At 38.4% G+C, this 7471-nt stretch carries 10 protein-coding genes, 3 tRNA genes and 1 pseudogene; 12 read left to right on the plus strand and 2 right to left on the minus strand.

Annotation, left to right across the window (positions count from 1 at the left end; genetic code table 11):
• Positions 1-106 precede the first annotated feature (106 nt).
• The 5 genes and pseudogenes from FS875_RS05220 to FS875_RS05230 all read left to right on the plus strand — a co-directional run bounded on the left by FS875_RS05220 (position 107) and on the right by FS875_RS05230 (position 1564).
• Positions 107-325: a hypothetical protein gene (locus FS875_RS05220; RefSeq protein WP_144753962.1), complete on the plus strand. Its 219-nt coding sequence runs from the start codon at positions 107-109 to the stop codon at positions 323-325.
• Between the two features lie 66 nt (positions 326-391).
• Positions 392-652 (plus strand): DNA adenine methylase, encoded by a 261-nt coding sequence (locus FS875_RS11025; RefSeq protein ID WP_246067863.1) that lies wholly within the window; start codon positions 392-394, stop codon positions 650-652.
• Positions 609-893, plus strand: coding sequence for a hypothetical protein (locus FS875_RS11030; protein WP_246067865.1), 285 nt, complete (start codon positions 609-611; stop codon positions 891-893). Before FS875_RS11025 ends, FS875_RS11030 begins: the two co-directional genes overlap by 44 nt.
• A gap of 69 nt (positions 894-962) precedes the next feature.
• On the plus strand, positions 963-1127 hold the full coding sequence (locus FS875_RS11035; RefSeq protein ID WP_246067861.1) for a hypothetical protein: 165 nt from the start codon (positions 963-965) through the stop codon (positions 1125-1127).
• A gap of 68 nt (positions 1128-1195) precedes the next feature.
• Positions 1196-1564: pseudogene (locus FS875_RS05230) on the plus strand (XRE family transcriptional regulator).
• Between the two features lie 101 nt (positions 1565-1665).
• Here FS875_RS05230 and FS875_RS05235 read toward each other — a convergent pair.
• Both FS875_RS05235 and FS875_RS05240 read right to left on the minus strand, forming a co-directional pair.
• Positions 1666-1755, minus strand: a tRNA-Ser gene (locus FS875_RS05235).
• 457 nt (positions 1756-2212) lie between these two features.
• Positions 2213-2288: transfer RNA gene (locus FS875_RS05240), tRNA-Val, on the minus strand.
• A gap of 176 nt (positions 2289-2464) precedes the next feature.
• Between FS875_RS05240 and FS875_RS05245 the strand changes: the two genes are divergently transcribed.
• The 7 genes from FS875_RS05245 to nuoF all read left to right on the plus strand — a co-directional run.
• Positions 2465-2541, plus strand: a tRNA-Asp gene (locus FS875_RS05245).
• 311 nt (positions 2542-2852) lie between these two features.
• Complete coding sequence (locus FS875_RS05250; protein ID WP_144753965.1) at positions 2853-3218, plus strand: NADH-quinone oxidoreductase subunit A; 366 nt, start codon at positions 2853-2855, stop codon at positions 3216-3218.
• Positions 3209-3790 (plus strand): NuoB/complex I 20 kDa subunit family protein, encoded by a 582-nt coding sequence (locus FS875_RS05255; protein ID WP_144753967.1) that lies wholly within the window; start codon positions 3209-3211, stop codon positions 3788-3790. The genes FS875_RS05250 and FS875_RS05255 overlap by 10 nt, the downstream gene beginning before the upstream one ends.
• A gap of 16 nt (positions 3791-3806) precedes the next feature.
• Positions 3807-4415, plus strand: a complete 609-nt coding sequence (locus tag FS875_RS05260; RefSeq protein WP_207999974.1) for an NADH-quinone oxidoreductase subunit C — start codon at positions 3807-3809, stop codon at positions 4413-4415.
• Positions 4416-4532: 117 nt separating this feature from the next.
• Positions 4533-5723, plus strand: a complete 1191-nt coding sequence (locus FS875_RS05265; RefSeq protein ID WP_144753973.1) for an NADH-quinone oxidoreductase subunit D — start codon at positions 4533-4535, stop codon at positions 5721-5723.
• The gene (nuoE, locus tag FS875_RS05270; protein ID WP_144753976.1) at positions 5723-6391 is read left to right on the plus strand and encodes an NADH-quinone oxidoreductase subunit NuoE; all 669 of its coding nucleotides are present in this window, start codon (positions 5723-5725) and stop codon (positions 6389-6391) included. The genes FS875_RS05265 and nuoE overlap by 1 nt, the downstream gene beginning before the upstream one ends.
• 143 nt (positions 6392-6534) lie before the next feature.
• The coding region (nuoF, locus tag FS875_RS05275; RefSeq protein WP_144753979.1) for an NADH-quinone oxidoreductase subunit NuoF at positions 6535-7471 on the plus strand (937 nt) is incomplete at its 3' end.

Below are 7471 nucleotides of genomic sequence, written 5' to 3' on the forward strand. Positions count from 1 at the left end.
TTGCCTATTTATTTAAGCCAGCACGATTTGTATGTCATCAGTTCAAACTTAGCAAGAGAGATCTTAAAACATAATAAGCAAGGCGAACGTTTGTGTGGGTGGGAACATGGTAAGAAAAAAGGGTGAAAAACACACAGAGCTTACAGAAGCGGAAAAAGCAACTCTTCAAGAAATGATGATTGCCTACCAAAGTGTGAAAGTGATGTCGCGCCTCATGAAATGGATAGCATTTTTTCTTTTTTTGCTTATTCTAGATTTTGCCCGTCTTATGGATGCCATAGATAATGTCATTGCACATTTAAAACAATGGTTCACCAAAAATTAAAGCACATAAAACCTTTCCTTTAAAAATATGACAAAACAAGACTTTACACAGACACTATTTGCGTGGATGGGTGGAAAACATCATCTACGTAAGAAAATTATACCGATTTTAAAGAGCATTGATCATGCAACTTATGTTGAACCGTTTTTAGGTTCAGGCGTCATTTTCCTAAACAAAAGACCAGCAAAATATTCCGTCATTAATGATCTGAATGGTGAGATCACGAATCTGTTTCAATGTGTTCAAAATGACTTTGATGATTTAGCCAAACGATTGGAGTGGTTTGTTTGTTCGAGACAGTTGTTTTTTAAAATTTTCTGCTATTGATCCAGAGAGCTTATCGAAAGTTGAAAGAGCAGCGCGCTTTTTGTTTCTCCAACGTTGCGTCATGTATGGGAAAGAAGATTACTATTCTTTTAGCTTTGTAGGAAAAAAAACGGTAAGCTTTAATCCGGACAAACTTTTAGCAAAAATGAGACGTGTTAGGAAAAAACTGCTTGATACAGTTATTTTAAACTTATCGTGGGAACGGGTTGTTGAATTTTTTATGCACCGGACAGTTTATTGAGATCCACCTTATCTTATAAAGAAGAAGCGTTATAGCTCTGGAAATTTTATTGGGGACGATTTTGTCAATATGGCAAAAGTTCTCAAAGGCATGCAAGGTAAATTTGTTTTGAGTCTGAATGATTGTGATGCTGTTCGAGAGATCTTTAAAGATTTTGACTTTTTAGAATTAGAGACAGTTCGGACATCCAGTATGGCAAAAAACACCTGGAAAGGAAGTGCTGATTCGCAATAATTGAAGCAAGTCTCAAAAAGCTTTGTTAGAATCAGAAGAAATCTTTCTTCTCTAACAGGGCTTTTTATATGGTGACATCATTTGGCAAAATTTTACGAAAACTTCGCCTTGATCACTCAGAACGTCTTTTAGATATGGCTGAGAAATGAGATATATCCGTATCATTTTTATCTTCAGTTGAGATTGGCAAAAAATTTGTACCCGTTGGCATGGAAGAAAAGGTCATAGAGCTTTACGGTTTAGATAAAGAAACTGCTTCAAAGTTAAGAAAAGAGGCAGATTCTTGCCGTAAGAGTTTTACGATAAAGACTTCTGATTCATTTGGGCGTGAAGTTGTTGGCATGTTTGTTAGAACTTTAGGAAATTTTTCACAGCAAGATTTGGCAGAATTTAAAAAATTGTTGGAAAGAGTCGGTAAAAAAGAAAGTGTTTTTTAGGTACAGGTTTGAAAATCCTATTCCCGAACCTTTATTTATTTATCCCGCACCTTAAAAAAACATCTACAAAATCAATAAGTTATAGCACGATAAAAGTGCTGTGGCGGAGGGGGTGGGATTCGAACCCACGGTACAGTCTCCTGCACGCCGGTTTTCAAGACCGGTGCCTTAAACCGCTCGGCCACCCCTCCAAAACAAGTACATCTTTTTACAAAGTTCTTGCAAAAGGTCAATCATTTAAATGAATTTCTAAACGTTTTTAATAAAATTACTTGAATGTTAATCAAAATAATTTCTAGGATAGAGTTCTTTTTGAAAATTGCACTAAATGAGGAATTTTGAGTTTATTGTGAAACAATTTGTGGAGAAGTAAGGTAGGATCATAATTCTACACAACCTAGTCTAAAGTATATCTTTCTGAAAAGGTAAAGTTTATGCTTGTTGCAAAATTTTATCATAAAACTTTTTGATTTCTTGATAATGAATAGAGCTTAGAAGAATTTTAAAAATTATTTGAGAAAGTTGGAAAAAAATAGATGACCTATAGAGGTATACTGTAAAATCCTATTTCCGCATCTTTGTTCTAGATTCCCTAATCCTAAAAAAGATATGAAAAAACAATGACTTATTTTTTTTAAGAAAACCAAATGGTGGGCGATGAGAGACTCGAACTCCCGACATCCTCGGTGTAAACGAGGCGCTCTACCAGCTGAGCTAATCGCCCAATACAATGATTAGCAATCGAATGTGCACTCTATTAAGGAAAAAATTTTACAAACGCAAGAATAAAGATTGTGTTTGATGATTTTTTTTAAAAAATGCATAAGCCTGCTTGACATAAACGAATGAACCCCTTACACGATCGCTTATGCCAACCATGAATTGGTTCGAAAGAAGTGTGCGAGTGTAGCTCAGTTGGTTAGAGTGCTGGCCTGTCACGCCGGAGGTCGCGGGTTCGAGCCCCGTCACTCGCGCCATTTCTTATTTTTTTATGGATTTCCCGTTTTATTGAATAAAGTATCTTTAGTAGAATGTATAACGCATAGAGTATTGGTTTTAGAATATTCTATAGAATGTTAAGTTTTTCTCCTTTTTATGTGTTTTATAAGAATAAGGCTTGCGTCTTTCTTTGCTCTGCGTTACCTATGCCAATAAGAAAACTATTGCTCGATATGTTCTTAAAATGCTGCGAGCGAAGTTAATAGAGTAATTCGTAATTTCTGTTTGGTTTAATAATGTGGAGTGATTACGTTAGTTTAGATCATTTCATTTAAGGTGGAAGAGGATTATGACTCATTTATTGAGCTCTTATTTACCGGTTTTGATCTTTATCATTGTTTCGGCAGTTATTGCGGGGGTTCTTTTAATTATGCCTTATATAGTGGCTTATCGTTCTCCCGATCCAGAAAAATTATCGGCTTATGAATGCGGGTTTAATTCATTTGATGATGCGCGCATGAAGTTTGATATTCGTTTTTATTTAGTATCAATTTTGTTTATTATTTTTGATCTTGAAGTTGCTTTTCTTTTTCCTTGGGCAGTTTCATTTAGTTCGATAGGTATGTTTGGCTTTTGGTCGATGATTGTGTTTTTAGCACTTTTAACTATCGGATTTATATATGAATGGAAAAAAGGAGCTCTTGAATGGGATTAATATCTAACAATTCAATGATGATTGCTCCAAAGCCAAAAGGGATTATTGATCCAGAGACGGGCAAATTAATAGGTTCTGATGATGAGTTTTTCCGTAATGTTAATGCTGAATTGTCAGATAAGGGATTTTTGGTTACCTCAGCAGATGCTTTGATTACTTGGGCGCGTACTGGTTCTCTCATGTGGATGAGTTTTGGCTTGGCTTGTTGTGCTGTCGAAATGATGCAGTGTTCTATGCCTCACTACGATAATGAGCGTTTTGGATATGCTCCACGCGCTTCACCCCGCCAATCAGATGTGATGGTAGTTGCAGGCACTCTAACAAATAAGATGGCGCCAGCTTTAAGAAAAGTCTACGATCAAATGCCGGAGCCGCGTTATGTGATCTCTATGGGATCGTGTGCAAATGGTGGTGGATATTACCATTATTCTTATTCGGTTGTACGTGGGTGTGATCGTATTGTGCCTGTGGATATTTATGTTCCAGGGTGTCCTCCCACAGCGGAAGCATTGCTGTACGGTATATTATTACTGCAGAAAAAAATCCGTCGTACGGGTTCCATAGAGCGATAGGGGCTTCATTGTTATGATGAGTGAAACATTGGTTGAACTTGCTACCTATTTGAAAGACAAATTAGGCGATAAGCTTGAAGAAACCATTCTTGCATTTGGTGAATTAACGATAATATCGCGTCTTGATGCAATTACAGATGTATTAATGTTTGTTCGTGATGATTCTCGCTGTCAGTTTATTAATATTACAGATATTAGTGGGGTTGATTATCCCTCTCGTGATAAGCGTTTTGATGTCTCTTACCAACTCTTATCTCCTCGTGAGAATGTGCGTTTGCGTGTTAAGGTACGTACTGATGAAAATACCCCCGTTGCTTCCGCGTGTTCTATTTATCCTGGGGCAGAGTGGTATGAGCGTGAGACGTATGACATGTATGGGATTTTATTTTCAGGGCATCCCGATTTAAGACGTATTTTAACGGATTATGGTTTTGAAGGACATCCTTTGCGCAAAGATTTTCCTGTAACTGGGTTTGTTGAATGTCGTTATGATAATGAGGCAAAGAGAGTCATTTATGAGCCAGTTGTTTTACGACAAGAGATGCGCAGTTTCGACTTTCTTTCTCCTTGGGAAGGAGCACAAAATGTTTTACCGTGTGATGACAAAGGAGATGTCAAGAAATGATATGGGAGCTGATAAGGCTTAAGATTAGGATGTGAGTCTTTAAAATACCAGTTTTGGGTGTGATAAGAGTTTTTATTAACGTTTGGTATGAAGTTTTAGAAAAGCAAGGGGTATATTGTGGCTGAGGTCAGTGTTCGAAACTTTAATATCAATTTTGGACCGCAACATCCTGCAGCGCATGGAGTTTTGCGTATGGTTCTGGAATTGGACGGTGAAGTTGTTGAGCGTGTAGATCCGCATATTGGATTATTGCATCGCGGTACCGAAAAATTAATGGAAACAAAGACGTATCTTCAAGCAGGCCCCTATCTTGATCGTTTAGATTATGTTGCTCCCATGAATCAAGAGCATGCTTTTGTACTTGCTATTGAAAAATTATTGGGCGTTGAAGTTCCAAAACGAGGGCAATTAATACGTGTTTTATTTTCTGAGATTGGGCGCATTCTTAATCATTTGCTTAATGTAACAACGCAGGCAATGGATGTTGGTGCATTGACACCGCCACTTTGGGGATTCGAGCAACGTGAAAGATTGATGATTTTTTATGAACGTGCGTGTGGAGCACGTCTTCACGCTAATTATTTTCGCCCTGGTGGAGTGCATCAAGACTTACCAGAATCTTTAATTGAGGATATTGGTAATTTTATTGATCCATTTCTTGTTGCTCTTGGTAAACTGGATGCACTTATAACACCAAATCGGATTTTTAAACAGCGTAATGTAGATATTGGTGTGGTGGGTATTGATGAAGCTTGGGCGCGTGGTTTTTCTGGGGTTATGATTCGCGGAGCCGGTGTTGCATGGGATTTGCGTAAGAGCCAACCTTATGAGTGTTATGATGAGATGGAATTTGATATTCCTGTAGGTAAGAATAGTGATTGTTATGATCGTTATTTGATTCGTATGGAAGAAATGCGTCAATCGGCCAAAATTATGCGTCAATGTGTGGATCGTTTGCTAAGTACGGAAAAAAATGGACCTGTTTCGAGTTTAGATCGCAAAATTGTGCCCCCAAAGCGGGGTGAAATGAAAAGTTCGATGGAAGCGCTTATTCATCATTTTAAACTTTATACAGAAGGTTTTCATACACCTCCAGGTGAGGTATATGTAGCTGTGGAAGCTCCAAAGGGTGAGTTTGGGGTTTATCTTGTTTCTGATGGAACCAATAAGCCTTATCGTGTTAAGTTACGTGCTCCTGGTTTTGCTCATCTTCAAGCCATGGATTTTTTAACTCGAGGGCATATGTTGGCGGATGCGACAGCTATTTTAGGTTCAATTGATATTGTTTTTGGGGAGGTTGATCGCTAATGTCCGTGCGCCGTCTTGCAGATGATGTTTATCAACCCGCAGATTTTTCTTTTACAAAAGAAAATCAGATATGGGTACAAAATACCATAAAGAAGTATCCTGTAGGGCGTGAACAGTCTGCGGTGATTCCATTATTAATGCGTGCTCAAGAGCAAGATGGCTGGGTGACACGTGCTGCAATTGAGCATATCGCGCAGATTCTTTCCATGGCATATATTCGTGTTTTAGAAGTTGCGACCTTTTATACCCAATTTCAACTCAAACCAGTTGGAACGAAGGCACATATTCAAGTTTGTGGAACCACACCCTGTATGTTACGTGGGTCTGATGAATTAATTAAAGTTTGTCAGAAAAAAATTCATCACGAACCTTTTGTTACCAATTCGGATGGAACATTATCATGGGAAGAGGTGGAGTGTCTTGGTGCTTGCGTTAATGCTCCCATGGTTATGATTTTTAAAGATACTTATGAAGATCTTACAGCAGAACGCCTTGAAGAAATTATTGATGCATTTGCAGCGGGGAAAGGTTCTGAAATAATGGTTGGTCCGCAAAATAGTCGTAAATCATCCGAGCCAATTAGCGGGTTAACTTCTCTCATTGATGGTAAAGAAAAAAAATCACTGAAGTCTTCAAAGAAAAAAGATAAGGAAGGATTGGGCGCATAGTAGCTATTTTTTGAGGGGATATTTTATAATTTTACCCATATGACAATATTTAACGGAAAGTTAAGAGTTTTAAAAAATATGTTTTAAAGCTGCGTTTGAGGAAAAGCTAAGAATGCTACGGGCAAAAGAAAAAAAGGTGGGGTATGCTAGCTGATAAGGATCGCATTTTCACCAATATTTATGGTTTAAAAGACAAGTCATTGAAAGCTGCAATGTCACGTGGGCATTGGGATGGTACCAAAGCAATTATTGAAAAAGGTCGTGACTGGATTATTGATGAAGTAAAGGCATCGGGGTTGCGTGGCCGTGGTGGAGCAGGTTTTCCTACTGGAATGAAATGGTCCTTTATGCCCAAACAAAGTGATGGTCGTCCTCATTATTTGGTTGTCAATGCGGATGAATCAGAACCTGGAACATGTAAAGACCGTGATATTTTACGCCATGATCCTCATACTCTCATTGAAGGATGTGTAATTGCTACTTTTGCCATGGGAGCAAATGTTGCTTTTATTTATATTCGCGGTGAATATATTCGCGAGCGTGAAGCACTTCAAGCTGCTGTTGATGAGTGTTATAGTGCCGGTTTACTAGGTAAAAAAACGAAATATGGGCATGCATGTGATATTATTATTCATCATGGTGCGGGTGCTTATATTTGTGGTGAAGAGACGGCTCTTCTCGAGAGTCTTGAGGGAAAAAAGGGACAACCTCGGCTTAAACCACCATTTCCTGCAAATATGGGAATTTATGGATGTCCAACGACTGTCAATAATGTAGAGTCTATAGCCGTTGTTCCAACGATTTTACGTCGAGGTGCTTCGTGGTTTTCATCGATTGGACGTGCAAATAATGTTGGAACGAAATTGTTTATGGTTTCGGGGCATGTAAATGCACCTTGTACATTTGAAGAAGCTCTTGGTGTTTCTTTTCGTGAGTTAATTGAAAAACATACCGGTGGTATTCGTGGCGGATGGAATAATCTTTTAGCAGTGATTCCAGGAGGTGCTTCTTGTCCTGTTGTTCGTGGAGAAGAGATGGTTGATGCGATCATGGATTTTGACGGGATGCGCGATGTCGGGT

The sequence above is a fragment of the Bartonella saheliensis genome (assembly GCF_902162175.1).

Excerpts from the sequence above, each read along its gene's own strand:
- FS875_RS05250 (WP_144753965.1), top strand. The coding sequence starts at position 2,853 with ATGACTCATTTATTGAGCTCTTATTTACCGGTTTTGATCTTTATCATT.
- FS875_RS11025 (WP_246067863.1), top strand. The coding sequence starts at position 392 with ATGGGTGGAAAACATCATCTACGTAAGAAAATTATACCGATTTTAAAG.
- FS875_RS05260 (WP_207999974.1), top strand. The coding sequence starts at position 3,807 with ATGAGTGAAACATTGGTTGAACTTGCTACCTATTTGAAAGACAAATTA.
- nuoE (WP_144753976.1), top strand. The coding sequence starts at position 5,723 with ATGTCCGTGCGCCGTCTTGCAGATGATGTTTATCAACCCGCAGATTTT.
- FS875_RS05255 (WP_144753967.1), top strand. The coding sequence starts at position 3,209 with ATGGGATTAATATCTAACAATTCAATGATGATTGCTCCAAAGCCAAAA.
- FS875_RS05220 (WP_144753962.1), top strand. The coding sequence starts at position 107 with ATGGTAAGAAAAAAGGGTGAAAAACACACAGAGCTTACAGAAGCGGAA.
- FS875_RS11035 (WP_246067861.1), top strand. The coding sequence starts at position 963 with ATGGCAAAAGTTCTCAAAGGCATGCAAGGTAAATTTGTTTTGAGTCTG.